Consider the following 19,179-nt stretch of genomic DNA (forward strand, 5'->3'; position numbering starts at 1 on the left):
ATAGGTATGGCGAAGTCCGTGCACCAAGGCGCCGGGTACGGGGCGCGCGTCCGGCCCTGCGCGTTTGAACGCGCGCTTAATACGTGACTGTAGAGTGCCACGCGTCATCCGTTCACCGTCCCGACCGATGAATAGCGGGGCGGAATGTGGCCAGCCCGACAATGGCGCACCCTTCGGCGACGATGTGCGCTTCTTGCCCTGAGGAAACCGTCCGGCACGACTAGCCATATACGTACCGATCACCTCCAGCAGGGCTGATTCGATGGGGACGTTGCGTTCCTTGCCGCCTTTGCCTTTCACATTGATCACCGCGGAGCCATCGTCGAGCGTCCGTATGTCACCGACGTCGACCAGGCGGAGTTCTTCGGCCCGCAGTCCCGCGAGGAGTGCAGTGAGAATGACTGCGAGATCCCTTTCTTTCCAATCTGTTCGGCGAGCATCGGACTCCTGGGTGACAGCAGAGAGCAATGCTTCCACAGCGGTTCGGGGGAGCGCCTTCGGCAGCGGCTTCTTCAACTTGGGTCGTCCGACGAGCTGCATGGGGTTGGCCGTCAACAATTCGTTCGTATAGAGGAAGGTGCACAATACATTCCACGTGGACCAGCAGCGTCGGATGGATGCCGCCTCGTGGTCGGCTGCAAAAGCCGCGAACGCTGTACGCATCGAATCGCGAGTTATGTCAGCTGGACTGAGGCGGGCTGGCTCACCGCCGGTAAGCAGATTGGCAATGGCGACGAAGTCGCGGCGATAGGCCTTCATCGTGTGCGCCGAGGGCTTACTTGCCTGCCGGTGATCCAAGAACTGCTGGAACCACTCGGGGATCTCATCGACGGCCGGCGCGACGGCAGCAGCTTCAACAACGCCTTCGGTGACGGAGTAGCCGGGATCGGTCGCGTGCGGCACACGGTCAGCCTCGCAGATAAAAGATGGATAATCACCGTTATGCACGAAATGCCCGGAAATCGTTGTTGCGGCTGACATTTGGCGTGGGGGCGACACGCATCCCATTCGTCACGGTGACGTAATGACGTGAACCGTGAGCGCGAATTTCAGCGTTCCGTTCTCACTGAACCTGGGGCAAGATTCTCATCGAATCTGGGGCACGCGTGCTTGCGGAGTCGGTGGGGCAACGCGACATCCCGAGCCACTCAATCCTCTCGGTACCTCAGCTGGGCCAGGGCGCTCTAATCGGCGGTCCCAGATGGCACCACCCATTGGCACGGCTGGCCGGTCACTGCGGAAATCAGGTCGAAGTCGGAGTCGTAGTGCAAGACGGTCAGTCCGTGTTCTTCGCCGGCGGCGGCGATCAGTAGGTCAGGGATCTTGCGGCCCCGCTGGCTTCGCTCAGCGAGGAGCCGTTGCACCTGAAGTGCGCGACGATGATGCGATTCGGTCGATTCGACCGGCTCGAATGCGTCCAATGCCGCTATAAGGCGGTCCCACTCGGCCGCATTCCTCGCCGAATAGCCGACCTCGAGATCGGTGATACGGGCCCGCGCGACCTCGCCCGAAGCCGCGAGCGGTTCCACCGCTTGCCGCACACTGGGCTGGCCGAGTCGTTTGATCACACTGGTGTCGATGAGAAACGTCAGCGCCATGCCTCAGCGCGATCTTCGGACGGTGCGGCGGCCAATGCGTCCAGCGCGGCGGACACATGCTGTGGTCGGTGCGACGTCGCCCGGCGCAGAGCCGCGTTTACCGTCTCTTTGATCGTAGAAGTTCCCAGTTCCGCGCGAGCCATCTCCAATGCCTGCTCGTCAATGTCGATCAGATGCTTTCCCACAAGCCCAGTATATACACGAAGCATCGCGGTATATATTCACTCGGGTACGGCCTGGCCGGCGGTCACCGAAGCCCACACGCCGACGAACACCACATAGTCGCCAGCGGAGCCGCGACTCCATAGGACGGCGAGACTGTCGACGGATGGGGACCGCACGGGCACCTTCCACATTCTCTTGCCGTTCGACCCGGTAATTTCTTCCCGCCTGGCCTGCGCGCTGTCCGGGTGCTGGTCGATCAGTTCGAGCACATCGCAGATACCGTCCCAAGTCTGGTCGTCGGCAGATTGCTCCAGCGCGTCGAGCTGCGCGGCGGCCTCAGGTGCGTACTCGATGGGCACGGCTACCGGCGCCGCGTATAGGTGCGTTTCACGGCGGTGGCCGGGTCGTCGAGGAAGTCCTCGATGCGCGTGCGGTCGGCAGTCGGGAGCGCGAGGTAGCTCGCCTGTGCCGCCGACATGACTACGGCCGGTTCCAGCACCAGCACGCCGTCGGGTTCTTCGCGTAGCAAGTACGTCGAGTCCGGGTGACCCACCAGGGTGACGCGGCTGCGGCTGTCGGTGCGGATCATCTCACTCATATCACCACACTACCCTTTGCGGGTTGAACCCCCAAAGGGTAGTGCATCATTCTCAGTCTGCGGTCCTCGGCCCAGGGTTAGGATGCCGACCTAAGGCACTGGCGTAATATGCGAAAGCATGTTCGAACGCTGGGTATCGGACCCGGCCTACCCAACCCTCTTTCGCACCAACCGCCCGGTCGCGGTCTACGCCGCCGAGGCCCTGCCCAGCACCGAGCACGTCCGCGCCGACGAACTGCCGCTCTGGGTGAGATCTTTCGGCCTGCGCGTCGAAGCCCACATGCTCGCGCGCCAGATCGCGTGGATCCGGCGGTGCGATGGCGGCTGGCTGGCCGCGGTCCTCATGCCGGCCGCCAGCAGTAACGGAAAGTCGCGCCTGACAGTCCCGCTCTTGCTTGACCCGCGGCTGATCACGACCGACCTCTCCACCGTCGAACCGTACGAGGAGACCGAGCCAGATAACCGCGAATTGGATTGAGAGCGAACCGATCACGACACCCGCGCCGTTCACCCCTAGAGAAACCGGCGGCGCGGCGGTCGTCAGTCAGAAGCCTCGTGGCCGGCGCCAAGTATGCCTTGGGTTAGCGCTGAGGGAGTTGTGCGAAGGGCGCTCGCTATCCGCGCCAGGGTGCCGACCGTAACGTTTTTGCGACCGTTCTCGAGCTGGTTGACGTAGGTCCGGTGAGTACCGCTGAGCTCGCCCAGGTCGCTCTGCGACAGACCCAGCTTCTCGCGACGGGCCTTGATCCGCATGCCGAGCCGAACCTGAATGGTCTCGTCATCAATCTGCGTTGTCTCGACCATCTCCGCCGCCCCATTCCGTTGTTGCACATAGTCTACGCGCCGGCTCCCGCGCCCGGGGGTTTTAGAACAGGGCGTCGGCGGTGGCTTCTTGCCACCACTGCTCGAAGCCACCGCGCTGCTTGGGCTGCGCTCCCGCTGGCGCGGCCACGAAGACGTGATCGATCCCGTCGCGGCCGCGTTCCCGCAAGACGTGGCGCACGATGCCGTCCTGCCCGCGCACCGGCCGACCGGGCTGTGAGGCCAATTGATCGGCCATCGCCGCCCGACTGCCAGTTGCGACAACGCGCAGTGATCGAGCGACGATGCCCCGCTTGCCGTCCTTGCCCGGGCGAGCCACCCGGCGCACTTCGTAGATCGACCAGGCGCGGTTGTGCAGCTCTGCCTCGAAGAGGTCGCTGACTTCTGACAGGCCGGCCTCGATCACCAGGTCGGCCACACTGCTGCCCTCGATTAACGTCTGTGACGGGTTGATGCTGCGGGCGACATGCTCAAGGAACATCGCGTCGGCGCCGAGTTGCGGCTCTTGACGGTAGCGCTCGATCACCTGGGCCCGGCCCGCGGCTGTACTCATCGCGAACGGGCAAAAGCCGCAGCAACTTTTCGGCACGGTTTCACCAAGAACCTCTAGCAGGTAGCGATGGCAATCCGATCTGGTCCAGCCCCAATCCTGGAGCGGATACCAGCCACTGCGCAATTCGGTGTCGTGTAAGCGGTCCTTGGCAGCGCGGGAGGCTTCATTGGCTTCGAACCCGACGGCATGGCGATACGGGCGGCCCTGGGTGATGCGCGCAATGACGGGATCGAGGGCATCCCCCTTGGAATGGACACTGCAAATCCTCGAGCCGCCGCGCTGTGGAATCGTCGCCGCCGACAGCATTTCATCGCCAAGGGTGTACTCGCCGCCGGCGTACAGCTGCTGCGGGCTGCTCGAGTCATCGAGGATCACGATGCCGTCCCCTGCCCGGCTCGTCCTGCGCTGCGAGCGGGCCGTCTGGATGTAACGGATTGCGTGCTGGCGCAATCGGGGTAAGACAAGCCGATTCATCGCATCGACCGTCGCCGCGCTCTCGTGCCCTGTCATGGCCGTGACGAGCACCAGGTCCCCAAGAGCGAAATCGCGCGAGGCCGCATCGGTGAGCCAACGGATCAGCAGCGAGGTGCTGTCCAGTCCCAGGCCGAACGACAACACCACTGACGGCACGGGCGCATGAGTGTCCAGACCCGATAGTCGCTCGTGACTGTACTGCGTTGCTGCGGTGTGCATTTCGGTTACTCAGCCCTCCGATTGGTGTTGCCTATAGTCTACCTTGTATGTAGACTATAGGCAACATCCACAGATCGAGTCACGCACGAAGGGGTTAGACCCATGATCTACGTTGCCCGCGAAATTACCGAGGTGCGCCACTCAGCTTTTACACGCGACGAAGCCTTGGACTTGCTGTCGCACACCAAAACCGGCATCGACCCCGCGATCCGCGACGAGTACGCCGCACTCGATGACCACGATCTGGCTCAGGCGTTCGGCCACGAGGTCGGCAACGCCGGTGTCATTACCGAGGCGGCGGTAGCCCGGGAGTCCTCCGACGTTCGCTCAGTAACCGAATCCGCAGCCTGGCGCTAAACGGGCTGTCGCGGCCGAAGCTCCGTTGCGCCACCCATTTTCACATTCAGCCATAACCACGAGGAAGGGATACGTACATGGAGATCACCCACGACGAGGACGCAATGGTGGTCACGATTCCCGGCGGCGGCCACGTGTTGGTCAGCGCCTACGTGTCAGACGTCGACGGTGTCCCGGTCCTCCAGGTTGACACCAACCCAGGATCGGGTCGTCTGCGACTCAATCTCAACGACAGCACGCTATGGGACGGCGACCCCGACACCGATGGCCCTGTCGATGCCTGACCTCACGACCGATCAGCGTTGGCTGCTGTACTTCATGGGCGGCTGGCCAATTCGTGACTGCCTTATCGGACCCGCCGGAACCGATCACCTGATGCAGTCAATGTCCGGAGCGTGCGGGCACACCCACCCCGACGGCGGCCCGGCATGGATGACCGGGTGGAACACCCGCCACGGCAAGATCACCTCGCCCGGGCACGGCGAGGCCCACGTCGTGATCTCCAAGGCGCAGATCAACGCCTATGCCCGCAGCTTGCCCGCTGACATCCGCGCCGAACTCATCGCCCTCAGAGACATAGACCAGGCCGAGAACGCACGCGCATACGACTGGTGCCACTGCCCCTGGTCCACCACCGCCCCGAACCCGCACAGCGGTCCGTGCACCCGCTACCACCCCACCGTCGACGAAGCCGACGCACACCGCGCCGGCGCGCGCCGTATCGCCCACCAGCTTGACGACGTCCTGCGCCGCGCCCTGCGCATCGGCGAGCCCACTGCCGTGCAGCTCGAACTCTTCGCGCCCGGCTGAGCACGGGCCCTCCGCAGCCAACGAAACCGCCTACCAGATCAGGAGTTAGCTATGACATCGACCTACGTGGCCACCGTCTCACCGTTCGGCGCGGCCGCACCCGGTGACGGCGCGGCACTGGCCCGCGTTCGCTACGTCAACGACCACGCAACCTACGTCGCGGTCACTGACGTCAGCCACGAGGCCCTACCCGAGGTCACCGGATATCCCATCGAATTTTGGCTGACCATCGACCAGCTGGCGCGCCAGGCCCTTCATTACCTCGCCGAGCTGGTGGCCACCGGGAAGCTTGCCCGTGTCAGCACCTTCCAAGAATTGCCGCCGACCGTGGCCGGCCGGATACATGACTCGTTGGGCCTGGCCCGCCTGGGACCCGTCGAGCAGGTCTATGTCCAGCTCCGGGTCACCGACCTCTTACGGTTCGGCTGCCCGCCTGCCCCCAACTGTCCACCAGCTTCCCGGTAGCCCAATACGGTGCCCCGCAACGGAATCGGGTCTGCTCGCATCGCCTGACCGACGGCGAAATACGCTCGCCCAAAAATGTCGGAAATGTAGACTACAGTCTACTTCAGGGTGTAGACTATAAGTAACACCATGGGGATGGTTCGAAGTACGGAAAAAGGGGTTACCGCAATGCATTCCACGTCCAGCGCCACAGCCGAGCACCGACCCGCAACACGGCAACGCAGGTTCGCTCACGACGACCTGATCGCCGTCGATTTGTTCAGCGGTTTCGGCGGCCTCACCCAAGGCATCGAACGCGCCGGGTTCACCACGATCATGGCCGCCAACCACAACCGCTACAAGATCGAAGTTCACGAGGCCAACCACCCTGATGCCGAACACTGGATCGCCGACCTGGTCGACCCCGAATCGGCGGATTACCACTCCGCGCGCGACCTGCCTGCCGCAGACCTGCTAGCCGCCGGAATTTCCTGCGTCAACCACTCGCAAGCCAACACCAAGAAGGCCTACGAGCAGGGTCTATCGCTATTCGACCTCGACGACCCCGACTTCGAGGCCAGCGTCACCCGATCCGAACGCGACCGCGCCACCGCCAACTGCGTCCTGCACTACGCCGCCCAACACCACCCCCGAGTCATCCTCATCGAATGCACCACCGAACTGACCTCCTGGGGACCAGCCATACCCGGCAAGCGCAAGGTCGGCGATGGCTCCACCTACCGGTGGTGGCTCAAGCAATTCGACAACCTCGGCTACAAACACCGCGTCCTCTACCTCAACTCCATGTTCTTCGGAGTACCTCAAAGCCGCGACCGGCTGTATATCGCCTTTTGGGACCGCCGGATCCCCACCCCTGATCTCGACCACCGCCCGGCTACGTGGTGCGCGCGCTGCGACCAGGTCGTCGCCGCGGTATGGACGTGGCGCACCGGGGTACCTCCCACCGGTTCGGTGCGCTACGGCAAGCAGTACGACTACCGCTGCCCATCCTGCCGAGGCGTCGTCGTCCCTCGCATGACGCCGTCGCTGGCGGCCATGGACCTCACCAACCTGGGCACGCGCATCGGTGACCGCGCCAAGCCGCTGGCCCCGGCAACCATGGCCCGCGCCGAGCGGTGCCGCCAACGCTTCGCCGACTTCCCCGCTATCTTGATGCCCGCCAAGGCCGTCCACGGCAGCGAGCGTCACCCGTGGCAGCCGATGGCCACCCAGACCAGCCAGCAAGAAACCGCGATCTTGTCGACGGGCGCCCTGATCGCGGCCGCCGGCAATACCTACGAGCGGCCCGGATCAACCTGCCGCAGCCGCGACCTGAGCCAACCGCTGTGGGCGCAAACCGCCACCAACACCACCGGCCTGATCGCCCCGCCAGTCGCCATCACCGGACAGACCCTGGCCGCGCACCGACACAACGGCGACGGCAAGCACATCAGCCTTCCGATGGACACCGTCACCAGCACCCACGAAAAGGCCCTGCTGTTGGCCGTCACCAACTACCAAGGCGGCCCGCGCGGCAGCGACGAACCGCTACCCACCCAGGGCGGCTCCGAGACGCTCGGAATCGTGTCCAGCGGGGTTGTCCCCTTCCGCCGCAACACCGTTCCCACCAACCACGCCGAGGCGATGCCCACCGTCACCTCCGACCAGATCCCCGGACTGCTCACCGCCGCAGGCGTGATCAAAAACAACGGCTCGATCGACGAAGCCCAATACCGCGCACACCCGGCCAGCGATCCCCTCGGCACCGTCGTCGGCTCGGCCATCACCCAAGGTGTGCTGTTTTCGGGCTGGTACAAGCAGAACGGCAGCCAAGGCGTCGAGACCGCACCACATCCAATGACCGACCCCCTGGGCACGCTGACCTCCCGCGACACCACAGCCATCCTCAGCGCCCACTGGCAGGCCATGCTCGCCGACCTGCAACTCGAGGACTGCTACTTCCGCATGATGGCCGCCCACGAAATCGGCCGCGGCTGCGGCTTCGACGTCGACTTCGTCGACCACAAAGGCACTTTCACCGTATGGGGAAGCGCCCGCAACCAAACCGACGGATTCGGCAACGCGGTCTCCCCCGCAGTCGGTGAATGGATCGGCGCGCGGCTTCGGGCCGCACTGCACGGTCAGGCCGCCGCCTGAAGTCAGCTCCCCCGGGAGTGGGGGTGACCCAGCCTCCCCCACCCGGGCGCAGCACCACCACCTCGGCGCCGACGCCACCCACACCGTCCACGTCGGCCTCGATCACAACTAGACGGAGGCTCCCAATGGTCAACACGTTCTACCTGGGCTCGCACCAACCGCACTGGCTCGCCACAGCGGGCGTGCCCCTGTTCATCTCCCACCGCCGCCTGGCCGGCCGCAAGTCCCTCCCCCGCGCGGCCGCCGAATGGGCGCTGGACTCCGGCGCGTTCTCCGAGCTGTCGCTCTACGGCCAGTGGCGCACCACCGTCCGCCAGTACCACCGCGCGGTCCGTCGATACGACGACGAAATCGGCAAGCTCTCTTGGGCTGCACCGCTTGATCTCATGTGCGAGCCGGACATGCTCGCCAAGACCGGCCTGACCGTGCGCGAACACCAACGCCGCATCGTCGACAACTTCGTCGAACTCCAGGAACTCTGGGACGGCAAACCCTACGACAACCCCTACATGCCCGTTATTCAAGGATGGTTGCCAGACGATTACCTCCGCTGTCTCGATGTGTACGAATCACGCGGTGTTAACTTAACTCAATATCCCGTCGTCGGAGTAGGCTCCGTATGCCGCAGACAGGCCAGCCATCAAATCGACGCAGTGATTTCTACAATCTTGCGTCGCGACCCGGAGATGCCGCTCCACGCGTTCGGAGTAAAAGCAGGCGGACTGAAGATCTACGGTCGCAAAATACTGACGTGCGACAGCCTTGCGTGGTCATACCAGGCGCGACGCGAACCGCCGCTGACCGGACACACCCATAGTTCCTGCGCGAACTGCCTGGACTACGCCCTGGCCTGGCGTAGCCGGGTTCTTGCAGTACGGCCCAGCCAACAGCTCGCCCTATTCGACAACCTGTCATAGCGCCTGGCCTTCACATTATCGCTGCAGCTGCCATTACCGCCTTTTCCGAAATAGCATGGAAAAGGAGAAAGGCCCATCCGTCAATGCCAATTCAGCGGTTACGAGGCGGTCGACAATTGCAACAGAACCAATATTAACGACTTGCCTAAAAAGAGTCTAAGAATATTCCATTAAATGCTGCATGGCCTGCATAAATGGGCTATATTAGAGGCATCAAATAGATTTGCTGATGCCTAATTCGGAGGACATTATGAGCGGCACCGTCACCGTCTACACCAAGCCCGCTTGCGTGCAGTGCAACGCCACGTACAAGGCGCTGGACAAGCAGGGCATCGCCTACGAGAAGGTCGACATCACCGTGGACTCCGAGGCGCGTGACTACGTGATCGCCCTCGGCTACCTGCAGGCCCCCGTGGTGGTGGCCGGTGACGACCACTGGTCGGGCTTTCGCCCCGACCGCATCAAAGGCCTGATCAACCGGGCGGTAATCACGCCAGATGCAACCGCGGTAGCGGTGTCGGCATGAGCGCAGACAGCGCCTCTCAGATCGACGAGCTGGCCATCACCCAGGTCGCCGTCGATGGCATGCGGATGCACCTGCGCGGCCGCGACCGCGACGAAGCGATCCGCCGCATGCATGGCCGCATCGACGTCGACATCATCGCCTGGCGGCTCTACACCACCACCCGAACGGTGCAACGAGTCATGGCCCGAACCCGCCAACCGGCAACCAACTACCAGCCCCAGCCCCTCGAAATTGCGGCCTGAAAGCCGGCCTGAGCGAGCCCGAAAGGACTTCCCGCAATGTGCTACTCGGCCACCATTACCGACCCCCACGAACCTGACGCGATGCCGATGTGGGAATCGTTCGATCACACCGAATTCGCCGACGCGCTGCAGGCCGCCCAGGCATACATTCACGCAACCCAGCCCGCAGACCGCGTCGTCGAGGAAGCACCGGGCGTCTACGGAATCTGGACCAGCCCGCCGACCTCGACGCGACTTGCCACCCTGGTCATCGACCCGCCCACCACCGGGCCGACCCGCCGGTGAACATGATGACCACCCTGCCCCTGGACTTCAACTGCGCCGCCGAACTGCGCCCCGCAGATCCCGACGCCAGCGCCCACGCGACGGTCAGCGACGGCCCCACACCCCAGCTCGCCGCCTACGACATCCTGCTGGTCAACATCAGCGCCGGCAAGGACTCTCAAGCCAGCCTCGACGTCGTCGTCGCCCAGGCCCGGGCCGCCGCGGTGCTCGATCGGGTCGTAACCGTCCACGCCGACCTCGGCGACGCCGAATGGGACGGCGTGCCCGACCTTGCCGCTGAGCATGCCGCCCACTACGGTCTGCGATTCGAACTGACCAGCCGCACCGCCGACGACGGCCACACCGAAACAATCCTTGAGCGCGTCGCCGCGCGCGGAATGTGGCCCGACGCGGCCCGCCGGTGGTGCACCAGCGACCACAAACGCGGACCCATTCGCACCGTCATGACCAAGCTCGTGGCCGAGCTGCGCGACAGCGGCCGGGTCAGCGGCCGGCCCGTGCGAGTACTCAACATCATGGGCCTGCGGGCCGAAGAGAGCCGGGCGCGTGCACGACGAGTTGCCTACGCGCACAACCCGTCAGCATCCAACGGGCGCCGCCACGTTGACGACTGGTATCCCATTCACCAGTTCACCGTTACCGACGTGTGGGATCGCATCGCCATAGCCGGCACCCGCCCCCACCCCGCATACGCCGCCGGCATGAGCCGGCTCTCGTGCCGATTCTGCGTCCTGGCCTCCCGTGCCGACCTCGTGTGCTCGGCACGTCTCAACCCAAAGCTGGCCGACCAGTACGCCGCTGTCGAGGCAGCAACCGGTCACAGGTTTCGCGCCGACCTGTCCATGGCCGACATCATCGCCGAGGCCCGCGGCGCCCAGCAGCCCCAGCTGTCCCTGCTCGAGCTAGCCGACATCGCCTGACCTCACGCACGGAAGGAAACATGCCATGCACACCTTGACCATCGCCCCGACCAGGACCCTGCCCGTGCTCGTCACCGACCACCCCGATCGGGCGACGGCCCGGGCCGCGCTCGCCGTCTATGTGACCGCCACCGATACCGACCTGCAACTCAACCAGATCACCGCCGCCCACGAGAGTTACGACCTGGTCAGCCTTGCCCATCACGGTGTCACCGCCACAGCCACCATCGAACCGTCGCCGCGGGCGGCACTGTGATGTGCCCAGCCGCGCTGATCCCGTTCCGTGTCGATGCCGCCGCGTTCGACGACTGGATCAGCCTGCGCGCCGATACGCTCGAACATGACATTCCCGCACCCGGGCGCGTCGCGCGGCCTGCCGCAGCCCTCGGCGAGCTCGTCGAGGAAGCCGCCGCCCTGGGTCCGATCGTGGGCGATCAGCGGCTTGAGCTCCAGGTGATCGCCGCCGACGATGACCCCGGCCCAGGCTATGTGCTCATCGTGCGCCCGCGTGGCCACCCTGACCTTCCCGGCCTGACCGCCGGATGGATCGACCTGACCTACCCAGAGCTGGCCGACGACCCGCGAGCAGCCGCCTGGACCTACCTCACCACGCTGTGTGAACAAGCCAACGCGTTACTCCACGACCCGCGAAAGGTGCTGCCATGACTTTCAACCGGCCCTACACATTCGAGCTCGCCCGGCAGTTGCTTACCGCGCGATCACTCGGAGACGCCACCGCCGGCCACTACGCCAACGCTGAGTCCAACGGCGTTGACCGCGCCCAGCTCGATCGGGCGGTCGCGACGCTGCAGCGCATCGACCCGGCCGACTACGACACCTGGATTCGGCGCGAGTACATCGTCGATGGGTGGTTACACGGGTACCTTGAGCTGTCCGCCAATCCCGACGACCCTACCCTTACAGCGTGGGTGCTCGGCCAGCGTGCCGCCGCCCACTACGACGCTCTCGGCTAGCAGCCACCGATCAGTCGCCGGCATCTCCGTGTCCGCGACGCCGCCAGGCGCCCTGTGCAGCAGCCGCTTTCATCGCCACCCACACCTCGGTGACGGACATTCGCGTCGAGCCGCTTGCTGTTGGGCGCGCCCAATCCTGACTTACGGCCGTCGCCCAACCTCGTCCGCGGCCAGCGCTATTGGGCGACCACGGCCCCTTCGGGCGCGATGCTGTCACCGACGTCGGATGGCACGCGGTTGGGCAACGGAACGACCTGAGCCGCCGGACGTTCCGGCTCCCCCGCCGCGTCAGCATTGTCCTCGGCAGAGGATTTCATCAACTCGCGTAACCGACTCACACTAAGACCCGTCAGTGCACTGATACTGGCCATCGTCTCACCACGTAACCGCATGGCGTGCAACGCCTTCCCGGCGGCGCGACGGTGCGCCTGGCGCTTCCCTGCGGCTTCCGCCTTCAGCTTCTCGATGCGGCCGGCCAACCATTCGTCGACCGCTTCGACCTCTGCCAGGCGCACGGTGAACTCGGTGAGATCACTCAGATTGGCGCGCTCGCGCGCTTCACGCGCCGCCGCCGCCTCCTGCTGTGCCTCCAACAGCCGCTTACGCGCCAGCTTGCGGCTCGTCGTCTTCTCCATGCCGACCATCGTAAGGCCACGCCCTGACGCTTCTCCGAAATCTCGTCGGCCGCACATCACCCGCGCACCGCCGCGGCCCGGCTGCCGCCTGCATCACCTTGTCGTCCAACCCATTTCACCCGTGTTTGCTGATGCCCCTTTTCCTGTCATTCTCCTGCTCACTTCTCCCCCTCGTCTCTCGTGTCCCTCTCAGCTCCGTTTCCTCACCCCACCACCCCTGTTGACCTGCACCCCCTGTTTCGACCCCCCTCACGCACCACACACCTCTTGCACTTAGGTCACGAAACGGTAACGGCGGTTTCGCGGTAGCCCGAAACGAGATTCGCCGAACGTGTAAGGACACCCCCTTACCGTAAACCCGTGGCGCGATCATGATGGGCATTCACAAGCTCACCGCGGGTGACGGGTACCTCTACCTCATCCGCCAAACCGCCGCGCACGACGCCACCGAACGCGGCCGGAAATCGTTGAGCGACTACTACTCCGACAAAGGCGAATCACCAGGGCGGTGGGTCGGACGCGGGCTGCCCGGTTTGGCCGATCCGCCGGCACGAACCTGGGCCACCGCTGTCGAAGACCAGATGTGGCGCATCGAGCCCGGATCGACCGTCACCGAAGACCAAATGAAGGCCCTCTTCGGACTCGGACTACACCCCAACGCCGGCGCCATCGCCGAGCACCTCATCAAGACGATGGGGGCTCCCAAGGCCGCCGCGAAAGAGGCTGTGAGCCTGGGCCGCCCGTTCGTCATCAACGACGCATCCACCGAACTACAGCGCCGCCTGGCCGTCGCCTACCGCGATCACAACCTGTCCAACAGCCTCGCGTGGAACGCCCCAATCGAAGAAACCCTGCGCGCGCAGATGCGGACCGCGATCGCCCGTGACCTGTTCGCCGAAACCTACGAGCGCCCGCCACTGGATGACCGAGAATTGACCGGGTTCATCGCCACCCAGTCGCGTGATCAGACCACGTCGACTGCCGGATACGACTTCACGTTCAGCCCGGTGAAAAGCTTCTCCGTGTTATGGGCGCTTGCTCCCCGAGACCAGGCGAAAACCCTTGAAGACATTCACGATCAGGCCGTCGCCGACACGCTGGAGTACATCGAAAACAACATGGCGTTCACCCGCATGGGCGCCCAAGGAGTAGCCCAACTCGACGTCGAAGGCGTCATCGCCACCGCGTTTACCCACCGCGACAGCCGCGCCGGGGACCCTGACCTTCACACCCACCTCGCGGTGTCCAACAAGGTCCGTGCCCGCGGGCACGACGGCATTTACCGCTGGCTAGCCCTCGATGGACGTCCCTTGTTCAAGGGCACCGTGTCGGCCTCAGAGTTCTACAACTCGCGCATCGAAGCGTTGTCGATCGAGCGCGTCGGACTCCACTTGGCCGAACAGCCCGCCACGGAACGCGGCAAGCGCCCAGTCCGCGAAATCGTCGGTGTCCCGGCCGAATTGAACGAGGCATTCTCCTCGCGGCGGTTGATGATCAAAGCCCGCTACACCGAACTGGCCAAGGCATTTCAGGCCGACCACGGCCGCGAACCCACAACCGTGGAAGCCATCGCGCTGCATCAACGCGCCACCCTAGATACCCGCACGGCCAAGCACGAACCACGCTCACAAGCCGAGCAACGCCAGCAGTGGCGCAGCCAAGCCATCGAGATCCTCGGTAGCCCACAAGCCCTGTCGGACATGCTCGCCGGGGTTCGGATGCCGCGGCGCCGCGACGTCGCTGAGATCACCGACGACTGGATCGCCGAGCAAGCCGCGGTCGTCATCGAGACCGTCTCCGAATCACGGTCGAGCTGGCAGAAAAACCACGTCTACGCCGAAGCGCTGCGGGCCGTGCGCGCTGCTGGGTGGGCCGGTGATCATGCGTTGGTCGAGGCGGTCACCGTCGCCGCCCTAGCCGAGCCGAACAGTGTTGCCCACGCCCGGATCACCGACGCCGACCTCGACGAACCGAACGTGCTGCGCCGCCGCGACGGCGCCAGCGTCTACACCACGCATGGCACCGCCTTGTTCACCAGTCAAACGATTTTGTCGGCGGAAAAGCGTGTCCTGGCCGCCGCCGGGCGCACCGATGGCCGGCGCGTAAGCGCCGACCTGGTCGAGATGGCGCTGCTGGCCGAAAAAGCCGAACGCGGACGCACGTTGAACGCCGGCCAAGAAACCATGGTCCGCGAAATTGCGACCTCGGGGGCGCGGGTACAGCTGGTGTTGGCCCCGGCCGGCACAGGCAAAACCACGGCGATGTCGGTGCTTTCGCGGGCGTGGGAAGAATCCGGGGGCACCGTGCTCGGGCTGTCCCCCAGCGCCAACGCCGCCCAGGTGCTGCGCAACGACATCAACACCCCAACCGACACCATCGACAAATTCCTTTGGTTGCTACACCGCCCCGACGCCACCGACGATCCGGCCCGCAAATGGTTCGACGCGATCGACGAGAACACCCTGATCATCGTCGATGAAGCCGGCAAAGCCGGAACCCTGCAGCTCGATGAAGTCATCACCACCGCCGAGGCGCGCGGAGCACGCGTCGTGCCGGTCGGCGATGACAAACAGCTCGCCTCCATCTCAGCCGGCGGCATCCTGCGCGACATCGAGCGCACCTACGGCGCCCTGAATCTGACCGAGGTCGTGCGTTTCAAGTCCCGCGCTGAAGCCCAAGCCGGTTTAGCGTTGCGCGACGGCGACCCATCCGGGCTGGCGTTCTACGCCGACGCCGGGCGCATCCACGTCGGCTCCGGGGACACCATCCTCGACCAAGCCTACGAACGCTGGGCCGCCGACACCGCCGCCGGCCATGACTCCACGATGCTGGCACCGACGAACCTCATCGTCGCTAGCCTCAACGAACGCGCCCGCTTGGACCGGCTCGAAGCATTAGCCGCTGACCCCGCCAACGCCGCGCGCAGCGCCACGCAGCTACGCGAAACCACCCTTGCCGACGGCTTGCAGGCATCCGCGGGTGACATCGTCGCCAGCCGCAAAAACAACCGCAGGCTGCGCCTGGGCCGTGGCGGCGACTACGTTCGCAACGGGCAGCGCTGGCGCATCGACGCGGTCAAACCCAATGGGGCGCTGGCTGTCTCGCGGCTTGACACCGGCCAGAAAGTCACCCTGCCCGCCTGGTATGTCAACGCCTACACCACGTTGGGATACGCCTCCACCATCGACGCCGCACAAGGCATGACCATCGGGTCACGCACCCGCACCGGCACCTGCTATGTCATCGGCGCCGACAGCCTGACCCGCCAACAGCTCTACGTCGCCATGAGCCGCGCCACCGACGAAACCCACATCTTTGTGGAGACCGCCGAAACCGATGCCCACAACATCCTGACACCCAAAGCCACCCACCCCAACACCGCGATCGACGTCCTAGAGCGTGTGCTGGCCCGCGACGGCGCGCAAGTGTCGGCCACCACCGAAGCCGCGACCGCCGCTGACCCGTTCACCCGCCTTGGCAAGGCTGCCGCCATGTACACCCACTCGGTCGGCGCATTGGCCGAAAACACCCTCGGCCCCGACAAAATGGCCGCCATCGACGCCGCCGCCGACCAGGTCTACACCGGCCTGACCCGCATGCCCGCCTGGCCCACCCTGCGCATGCACCTGGCCACAATCGCTGTGTGCGGCGATGACCCCATCGTGCGCCTACAGGCCGCGGTCGCCAGCCGCGAACTCGACACCGCCCACGACCCGGCCGCCGTCTTAGACTGGCGCCTCGATAGCAGCGGCGCCCACTCGGCCGGTAGCGGCCCGCTGCGCTGGCTCCCCGACCTACCCACCGGCTTGCTCAACGACCCCGACCAGGCGGCATACCTGCACGCCCGACACAACCTAGTCACCGAGCTCGCCGCCTCGATCCGTGAGACCGCCACCGACTGGGACGCCACCACCGCTCCCGCCTGGGCACGGCCACTACTGTCCGCAAACCCCAAACTGCGCGCAGAAATCGCGGTATTCCGCGCCGCCCACGACGTTGACGACGCCGACACCCGACTCACCGGCCCCGACCAATACGCTGTGCGAGACCGCCGCATCCAAACCGTGCTGCTCGACGCCGTCACCGCCGCCATCGGCCGCACCACACCGCTCACCGCGCAATTCGACACCCTCGTCGACGCTATCGACCCGCGCGTGCGCCGCGACCCCTACTGGCCGCAGCTCGCCGCCCACCTGGCCAATGTCGCCCGCACCGATATCGACCTCACCCAACTGCTCAACGACGCCGCCGACGACGGCCCGCTGCCCGACCAAATGCCAGGCGCCGCCCTGTGGTGGCGTCTCGCCGGCCGTCTCCAGCCCGCGGTCCTGGAAGCCAACACCCCCCACCTGCGGCCTGCGTGGCTGTCCGACCTGGCCACCGTGTTTGGCACCGCGATGGCCGAAACCATCACCGCTGACCCCGCCTTTGGGCGCCTGGTCGCCGCGATCGACAACGCCGACCCCACCCGCTGGACCCCCCTGGACCTGCTGCACGTCGCCTACGACCACCTCCGCGACGTCGACCACGACAACCCCGTCCCGATCCAACCCCACGAATACGCCCAACTGCTCACCTACTCGATCGACCTGTTCACCGGTGAACACCCCTACGACCACATCGACATCCCCATCCCTGACGAAGCACCGTTAAGCGCCGAAGAACACGAAGAACTCGCCCACCTCGACCCCCAGCAAGCTCCGCTCGAAAATGATGCACGCCCACGCACCATCTCCAACGATGCGCTGCTGGAAAAACTCGGCCTCGGTTACGGCGGCAACCTCATCACCCCCGACCTCGACGACGAACTACCGCCCGACCCACTCGACCACGCCACCTACATCGACGATGCCGACGATCTGGCGTTCGAAGACATGCTCACCGTGCGCCCCCTGGCCCGACCCGTCGCCGACGTGGTCGCCGACGTAACCGCCCTGCGCGGCCAATACCACGCCGCCCGCCGCGCCCTGCAACGCCAACAGACACTCGTCATCGCCGGCCAAGGCCCTGCCATGCGCGCCGCCGACGCCTCGCTTCTCGAGCTGCGCGCCCGCGCTGACCGCGACCGCCCCTACATGCTGGCCGTCCAAGACGTCATGGCCCGCTGGGCAGACGCCGAGCAGCACTACGACGCCGCCGACGCCTACCTACAACACGAACGCGACCGCTTGGCCCAGCTACGCGCTGATCCCGCCGCCGACGACCTCGACATCGACTTCGCCCGCGCCGCCGTCAAATTCGCCCTCACGCAACTGCCCAGGCGCACTCCGGCCGAACAATTCCACGCCGAGCTCACCGAAGCCATGCGCCTCCGCGCCGAGGCGGCCGGCGGCGCCGAGCACATCGTCACCGCAGAAGACGTCGAGGCGGCCCGCCTACGCGCCGAGGACGCAGACCTGGCCGCGCTCAAAGCCGCCCGCGCCGAGTGCGCCCGGCTCGCCGCTGCACTCGACCAGGCCGAAACAGCCACCGCCAAAGCGTTCGCACAAGCCGAAACCCGCAACGCCGAACACATCCACCAACAACTCGACGCGCTGCGCACCGAAATCGACATGCTCACAGCCAGCGGCGACTACCGCATCGAACGCGGATTCCGCATCCCTGCCGAGGCCGCCGCCACCCTGTCAGACCACACCGCCCACAGACTTGACGCGGTCGCCCGCAGCGGCTTCACCGTAACCGCTGTGCACGCCGCCGGCGACGAAGCACTCGACGCCCTGCACGTCCTGCACACTGCCGCCCGCATCGCCGACCGCCGCATCCTGTGGTGCAGCCCCGACCCCGAGCGCGCCGCCCGCATCACCGGCCCCGACCTCGCCGACACCGTCCCCAGCATCGACACGCTGCACCGCCGCATCGCCACCCAGGCCGACGAACTCGACAACCAAACCACCATCGTGATCGACCGCGCCAGCCACGCCGAACCCGAAGTCCTCGCCGATCTCGCCGAACACGCCGCCGACAGCGGCGCCCGGCTCATCCTCGTCGACGGCGACGACCACGGATGGCCACCAGCACCCTCAGCGCCCATGCTCAAACTGCTTCACCACGACCTGCCCTGGTCGCTAACCCTGACAACCGATTCGGCGACCCCAGCACGCCGCGCCGCCCAGCCCGATCGAGACGCCGTACTTGATCAAGCCGAACGCTGCGACCCCGCCCTACGAGACACCGACATCATCGACGCCCTCCAACGACGCCGCCAACTACGCCAACAACACACCAGCGCACACCGCGTACACACCCAAATCTGGGACCGCATCACCGACACCGGACAAGACCGCCACAGTACCGGCCACGAACTCTAAAGCAGCGAATGTTCGAGGCTCGATGCATCCGTCAATCCGTCAACTGGTCACCTTTGTGTGAATATCCAGTTGTCGATCATGTGCTGGCCGTTGGCGGCGACGTCGTGGCTCCATTGCACCCCGTTCCACCAACGATGGGTAAATCTGCCTGCAGGGTCGGCGTACCAGCCCTGCG

24 protein-coding genes are annotated in these 19,179 nt (G+C 65.4%); 15 read left to right on the forward strand and 9 right to left on the reverse strand.

What is annotated here, in order from left to right; all coding sequences use genetic code 11:
* The 5 genes from AC5Y7V_RS30575 to AC5Y7V_RS30595 form a co-directional block, all read right to left on the reverse strand.
* A partial coding sequence (locus tag AC5Y7V_RS30575; protein WP_499883724.1) for a tyrosine-type recombinase/integrase occupies positions 1-981 on the reverse strand: 981 nt, incomplete at its 3' end.
* Between the two features lie 203 nt (positions 982-1,184).
* Positions 1,185-1,598, reverse strand: coding sequence for a PIN domain nuclease (locus AC5Y7V_RS30580; protein ID WP_074376079.1), 414 nt, complete (start codon positions 1,596-1,598; stop codon positions 1,185-1,187).
* On the reverse strand, positions 1,589-1,783 hold the full coding sequence (locus AC5Y7V_RS30585) for a hypothetical protein (protein WP_074376078.1): 195 nt from the start codon (positions 1,781-1,783) through the stop codon (positions 1,589-1,591). The genes AC5Y7V_RS30580 and AC5Y7V_RS30585 overlap by 10 nt, the downstream gene beginning before the upstream one ends.
* 36 nt (positions 1,784-1,819) lie before the next feature.
* Complete coding sequence (locus AC5Y7V_RS30590; protein WP_074376077.1) at positions 1,820-2,122, reverse strand: hypothetical protein; 303 nt, start codon at positions 2,120-2,122, stop codon at positions 1,820-1,822.
* 2 nt (positions 2,123-2,124) lie between these two features.
* The gene (locus AC5Y7V_RS30595; protein WP_074376076.1) at positions 2,125-2,361 is read right to left on the reverse strand and encodes a hypothetical protein; all 237 of its coding nucleotides are present in this window, start codon (positions 2,359-2,361) and stop codon (positions 2,125-2,127) included.
* Positions 2,362-2,479: 118 nt separating this feature from the next.
* On the opposite strand from AC5Y7V_RS30595, the gene AC5Y7V_RS30600 reads away from it, so the two are divergent.
* On the forward strand, positions 2,480-2,839 hold the full coding sequence (locus AC5Y7V_RS30600) for a hypothetical protein (RefSeq protein ID WP_074376075.1): 360 nt from the start codon (positions 2,480-2,482) through the stop codon (positions 2,837-2,839).
* A 62-nt stretch (positions 2,840-2,901) separates the two neighbouring features.
* Here AC5Y7V_RS30600 and AC5Y7V_RS30605 read toward each other — a convergent pair whose 3' ends face one another.
* The gene (locus tag AC5Y7V_RS30605) at positions 2,902-3,165 is read right to left on the reverse strand and encodes a helix-turn-helix domain-containing protein (RefSeq protein ID WP_074376074.1); all 264 of its coding nucleotides are present in this window, start codon (positions 3,163-3,165) and stop codon (positions 2,902-2,904) included.
* A gap of 61 nt (positions 3,166-3,226) precedes the next feature.
* The gene (locus AC5Y7V_RS30610) at positions 3,227-4,366 is read right to left on the reverse strand and encodes a hypothetical protein (RefSeq protein ID WP_499883725.1); all 1,140 of its coding nucleotides are present in this window, start codon (positions 4,364-4,366) and stop codon (positions 3,227-3,229) included.
* 165 nt (positions 4,367-4,531) lie between these two features.
* Here AC5Y7V_RS30610 and AC5Y7V_RS30615 point away from each other — a divergent pair, with 165 nt between their 5' ends.
* From AC5Y7V_RS30615 to AC5Y7V_RS30675, 13 genes are all read left to right on the forward strand, one after another.
* Entirely contained in the window at positions 4,532-4,786 is a 255-nt protein-coding gene (locus AC5Y7V_RS30615; RefSeq protein ID WP_074376073.1) for a hypothetical protein, read from the forward strand.
* Between the two features lie 77 nt (positions 4,787-4,863).
* The gene (locus AC5Y7V_RS30620; protein ID WP_074376072.1) at positions 4,864-5,070 is read left to right on the forward strand and encodes a hypothetical protein; all 207 of its coding nucleotides are present in this window, start codon (positions 4,864-4,866) and stop codon (positions 5,068-5,070) included.
* Positions 5,063-5,596: a hypothetical protein gene (locus AC5Y7V_RS30625; RefSeq protein ID WP_074376088.1), complete on the forward strand. Its 534-nt coding sequence runs from the start codon at positions 5,063-5,065 to the stop codon at positions 5,594-5,596. The genes AC5Y7V_RS30620 and AC5Y7V_RS30625 overlap by 8 nt, the downstream gene beginning before the upstream one ends.
* A gap of 51 nt (positions 5,597-5,647) precedes the next feature.
* Complete coding sequence (locus AC5Y7V_RS30630) at positions 5,648-6,061, forward strand: hypothetical protein (RefSeq protein ID WP_074376071.1); 414 nt, start codon at positions 5,648-5,650, stop codon at positions 6,059-6,061.
* A gap of 168 nt (positions 6,062-6,229) precedes the next feature.
* Positions 6,230-8,197 (forward strand): DNA cytosine methyltransferase, encoded by a 1,968-nt coding sequence (locus AC5Y7V_RS30635; RefSeq protein ID WP_499883726.1) that lies wholly within the window; start codon positions 6,230-6,232, stop codon positions 8,195-8,197.
* Between the two features lie 125 nt (positions 8,198-8,322).
* Complete coding sequence (locus AC5Y7V_RS30640; protein ID WP_499883727.1) at positions 8,323-9,114, forward strand: deazapurine DNA modification protein DpdA family protein; 792 nt, start codon at positions 8,323-8,325, stop codon at positions 9,112-9,114.
* Between the two features lie 250 nt (positions 9,115-9,364).
* Positions 9,365-9,640: a redoxin NrdH gene (locus AC5Y7V_RS30645; protein WP_085165336.1), complete on the forward strand. Its 276-nt coding sequence runs from the start codon at positions 9,365-9,367 to the stop codon at positions 9,638-9,640.
* Entirely contained in the window at positions 9,637-9,882 is a 246-nt protein-coding gene (locus AC5Y7V_RS30650) for a hypothetical protein (RefSeq protein WP_499883728.1), read from the forward strand. Before AC5Y7V_RS30645 ends, AC5Y7V_RS30650 begins: the two co-directional genes overlap by 4 nt.
* 81 nt (positions 9,883-9,963) lie before the next feature.
* On the forward strand, positions 9,964-10,167 hold the full coding sequence (locus tag AC5Y7V_RS30655; protein ID WP_499883729.1) for a hypothetical protein: 204 nt from the start codon (positions 9,964-9,966) through the stop codon (positions 10,165-10,167).
* A 5-nt stretch (positions 10,168-10,172) separates the two neighbouring features.
* On the forward strand, positions 10,173-11,087 hold the full coding sequence (locus tag AC5Y7V_RS30660) for a phosphoadenosine phosphosulfate reductase domain-containing protein (protein ID WP_499883730.1): 915 nt from the start codon (positions 10,173-10,175) through the stop codon (positions 11,085-11,087).
* Between the two features lie 25 nt (positions 11,088-11,112).
* Positions 11,113-11,343: a hypothetical protein gene (locus AC5Y7V_RS30665; RefSeq protein WP_499883731.1), complete on the forward strand. Its 231-nt coding sequence runs from the start codon at positions 11,113-11,115 to the stop codon at positions 11,341-11,343.
* The gene (locus AC5Y7V_RS30670; RefSeq protein WP_499883732.1) at positions 11,343-11,753 is read left to right on the forward strand and encodes a hypothetical protein; all 411 of its coding nucleotides are present in this window, start codon (positions 11,343-11,345) and stop codon (positions 11,751-11,753) included. The genes AC5Y7V_RS30665 and AC5Y7V_RS30670 overlap by 1 nt, the downstream gene beginning before the upstream one ends.
* A complete protein-coding gene (locus AC5Y7V_RS30675; RefSeq protein ID WP_499883733.1) occupies positions 11,750-12,061 on the forward strand; it encodes a hypothetical protein in 312 nt (103 codons plus the stop codon). Before AC5Y7V_RS30670 ends, AC5Y7V_RS30675 begins: the two co-directional genes overlap by 4 nt.
* 176 nt (positions 12,062-12,237) lie before the next feature.
* Here AC5Y7V_RS30675 and AC5Y7V_RS30680 read toward each other — a convergent pair whose 3' ends face one another.
* A complete protein-coding gene (locus AC5Y7V_RS30680) occupies positions 12,238-12,696 on the reverse strand; it encodes a hypothetical protein (RefSeq protein WP_499883734.1) in 459 nt (152 codons plus the stop codon).
* 371 nt (positions 12,697-13,067) lie between these two features.
* Between AC5Y7V_RS30680 and mobF the strand changes: the two genes are divergently transcribed.
* On the forward strand, positions 13,068-19,004 hold the full coding sequence (mobF, locus tag AC5Y7V_RS30685) for a MobF family relaxase (protein WP_499883735.1): 5,937 nt from the start codon (positions 13,068-13,070) through the stop codon (positions 19,002-19,004).
* Between the two features lie 47 nt (positions 19,005-19,051).
* Here the strand turns inward: mobF and AC5Y7V_RS30690 are convergent.
* Positions 19,052-19,179 (reverse strand): DUF2510 domain-containing protein (locus AC5Y7V_RS30690; RefSeq protein WP_499883736.1); only part of this gene is annotated, 128 nt, incomplete at its 5' end.

Source organism: Mycobacterium sp. NGS34, from assembly GCF_059812845.1.

What these genes read in the sequence shown, in the direction of transcription:
- AC5Y7V_RS30680 (WP_499883734.1), bottom strand. Translation starts at nt 12,696, where the DNA reads ATGGAGAAGACGACGAGCCGCAAGCTGGCGCGTAAGCGGCTGTTGGAG.
- AC5Y7V_RS30645 (WP_085165336.1), top strand. Translation starts at nt 9,365, where the DNA reads ATGAGCGGCACCGTCACCGTCTACACCAAGCCCGCTTGCGTGCAGTGC.
- AC5Y7V_RS30675 (WP_499883733.1), top strand. Translation starts at nt 11,750, where the DNA reads ATGACTTTCAACCGGCCCTACACATTCGAGCTCGCCCGGCAGTTGCTT.
- AC5Y7V_RS30595 (WP_074376076.1), bottom strand. Translation starts at nt 2,361, where the DNA reads ATGAGTGAGATGATCCGCACCGACAGCCGCAGCCGCGTCACCCTGGTG.
- AC5Y7V_RS30640 (WP_499883727.1), top strand. Translation starts at nt 8,323, where the DNA reads ATGGTCAACACGTTCTACCTGGGCTCGCACCAACCGCACTGGCTCGCC.
- AC5Y7V_RS30615 (WP_074376073.1), top strand. Translation starts at nt 4,532, where the DNA reads ATGATCTACGTTGCCCGCGAAATTACCGAGGTGCGCCACTCAGCTTTT.
- AC5Y7V_RS30605 (WP_074376074.1), bottom strand. Translation starts at nt 3,165, where the DNA reads ATGGTCGAGACAACGCAGATTGATGACGAGACCATTCAGGTTCGGCTC.
- AC5Y7V_RS30580 (WP_074376079.1), bottom strand. Translation starts at nt 1,598, where the DNA reads ATGGCGCTGACGTTTCTCATCGACACCAGTGTGATCAAACGACTCGGC.
- AC5Y7V_RS30635 (WP_499883726.1), top strand. Translation starts at nt 6,230, where the DNA reads ATGCATTCCACGTCCAGCGCCACAGCCGAGCACCGACCCGCAACACGG.
- AC5Y7V_RS30625 (WP_074376088.1), top strand. Translation starts at nt 5,063, where the DNA reads ATGCCTGACCTCACGACCGATCAGCGTTGGCTGCTGTACTTCATGGGC.
- AC5Y7V_RS30670 (WP_499883732.1), top strand. Translation starts at nt 11,343, where the DNA reads ATGTGCCCAGCCGCGCTGATCCCGTTCCGTGTCGATGCCGCCGCGTTC.
- AC5Y7V_RS30630 (WP_074376071.1), top strand. Translation starts at nt 5,648, where the DNA reads ATGACATCGACCTACGTGGCCACCGTCTCACCGTTCGGCGCGGCCGCA.
- AC5Y7V_RS30655 (WP_499883729.1), top strand. Translation starts at nt 9,964, where the DNA reads ATGCCGATGTGGGAATCGTTCGATCACACCGAATTCGCCGACGCGCTG.
- AC5Y7V_RS30600 (WP_074376075.1), top strand. Translation starts at nt 2,480, where the DNA reads ATGTTCGAACGCTGGGTATCGGACCCGGCCTACCCAACCCTCTTTCGC.
- mobF (WP_499883735.1), top strand. Translation starts at nt 13,068, where the DNA reads ATGATGGGCATTCACAAGCTCACCGCGGGTGACGGGTACCTCTACCTC.
- AC5Y7V_RS30660 (WP_499883730.1), top strand. Translation starts at nt 10,173, where the DNA reads ATGACCACCCTGCCCCTGGACTTCAACTGCGCCGCCGAACTGCGCCCC.
- AC5Y7V_RS30665 (WP_499883731.1), top strand. Translation starts at nt 11,113, where the DNA reads ATGCACACCTTGACCATCGCCCCGACCAGGACCCTGCCCGTGCTCGTC.
- AC5Y7V_RS30650 (WP_499883728.1), top strand. Translation starts at nt 9,637, where the DNA reads ATGAGCGCAGACAGCGCCTCTCAGATCGACGAGCTGGCCATCACCCAG.
- AC5Y7V_RS30620 (WP_074376072.1), top strand. Translation starts at nt 4,864, where the DNA reads ATGGAGATCACCCACGACGAGGACGCAATGGTGGTCACGATTCCCGGC.